General features: G+C 57.7%; 2 protein-coding genes. Both read right to left on the bottom strand.

What is annotated here, in order from left to right:
* Positions 1–165: 165 nt before the first annotated feature.
* On the bottom strand, positions 166–1,104 hold the full coding sequence (locus EET03_RS29910) for an Imm52 family immunity protein (protein ID WP_142362481.1): 939 nt from the start codon (positions 1,102–1,104) through the stop codon (positions 166–168).
* A 7-nt stretch (positions 1,105–1,111) separates the two neighbouring features.
* Positions 1,112–1,432 (bottom strand): Tox-REase-5 domain-containing protein, encoded by a 321-nt coding sequence (locus tag EET03_RS33115; RefSeq protein WP_167470687.1) that lies wholly within the window; start codon positions 1,430–1,432, stop codon positions 1,112–1,114.
* Positions 1,433–1,583: the final 151 nt, after the last annotated feature.

Below are 1,583 nucleotides of genomic sequence, written 5' to 3'. Positions count from 1 at the left end.
GATCCCGCCGTGCCCGGCCTCGCGGGCTTCCACCGCCATCCACAGCCGGCGCTGCCGCTCGTCCAGCACCGGTGCCAGCAGCGCAAACTTGCGCGACACCTCGCCCTCACGATCGGCGGCCGTCACCGCATCACACAGAATAAGGCCAGAATCCCGAACGTAGCGTTAATTTACTTGCGTGTCCTTAGCATCCGTGTTGCTTGCTGGGTAGGGGACACCGCGCATTTCGGTGCCACGTCGAGGATCAGATTGCCCCCCGTCCGTAGGCTTCACTGAGCTGCCCGGTGCGACCGGTGGTGCTGCCGGGACGGCCGAGGAAGCGCCCACGTCTTGAGATGGTTCTGTCTGCTGTGTAGGCACCTCGTAACCCATCGCCCTGCGCACCTGAAGGACATCGCGAAGCGGCGGCTTAGCTGGGTCTTGCCCCAGCAGCACCAACGTTCCAGTGCCGAGGCGTTCAACTGTTGCGCCAGCCGGCAACAACGCCATGTCGAATTTTACCGAATCGGAATCGCTGAGGAAATTAGCCCATCCCGCCGGATGTCCAACGAGTTGACCTGCAATTATGCCGCCGTTTTCCAGCCGACGATCAGGCTGGCGCTGTTTGCCGACTAAATCGTGGTTCGTCCAAACAGCGTGATCTGGTTGCCATGTGTCGACCACGATGTTCAGCAATTTCGCTGCGATGGCCGGATCATAGAGATGATCTGAGCGGGCGCCGGGTCTAGGCAGATTCAAAACTAAGTTGTTTGTTACATATGGTGATGTCTGACCACATCCGATAGAGAGGCCGATGGATGCATCTGGATTTCCGTTCCACCAAGAGACAGAGTAGCCGAGTTCTTCAATAGCCCGCCCGTTGGTGTCCCGGCGATTGCGTCCTGCAAGGAGCCGAGTCATCAAATCAGTGTGGTCAGTTGTCACAAGCGGCTGCTCGATGGCCTTTCGCTTTGAGCCAGCGCCTTGGCGCCAGCCGCTCAATAGAGGGTCAACGCGAGCGAACTGTTCAATCAGCGTTGCGAGGTGCTCTGCACACTCATCGACAGACGCCGCACGCATGCCCCAGTAGGCGCCTAGGTAAGAATTGTGCGAATTGTGGGACATAATTTCCTTACTTCGGTGGCACGAGTACTAGCTGAATTCCCGATATTCCTCTACTGGATAGTAGTTGTTGGAATGCCGATATGGCTTCTGGTTCTGCTACATACCATTGTATCGGCATACCGCCAGCTGCTGCCAGTTGTCGTACGGCCTGGCTTACCACAGCCTCGCCTCCTGTCGGGCTGTTAACCCACCACTGCATGAATGTTCCATCGTGGGTAAATTGCGCATAATAACTCTTTGCCTCGATGAGCGTTCCGTCTGTGAATCCGTCGAATTTGACTCCGTCGACGATGTATCCCTCGGTGACGGGGTGTCCGGTGATCTGCATTTGGTATTGGGCGGCGCGATCAGACCTCAAAATTTCACGGTCGCCGGAGTTCTCCCCTTGCGGCTGCTGAGATCACGAGTTGATCTTGATTTCCGGCTTGTCCGTAGGCGGCACCGCCGCGTGTCGTGCGCTGACGCCGGGTTCCACGGTC

This window comes from Mycobacterium innocens, from assembly GCF_900566055.1.
GTDB lineage: Bacteria > Actinomycetota > Actinomycetes > Mycobacteriales > Mycobacteriaceae > Mycobacterium > Mycobacterium innocens.
This window is presented reverse-complemented; position numbering and strand designations above follow the sequence as displayed.

Coding starts and splice junctions, on each gene's coding strand:
- EET03_RS29910 (WP_142362481.1), bottom strand. CDS start 1,104: ATGTCCCACAATTCGCACAATTCTTACCTAGGCGCCTACTGGGGCATG.
- EET03_RS33115 (WP_167470687.1), bottom strand. CDS start 1,432: ATGCAGATCACCGGACACCCCGTCACCGAGGGATACATCGTCGACGGA.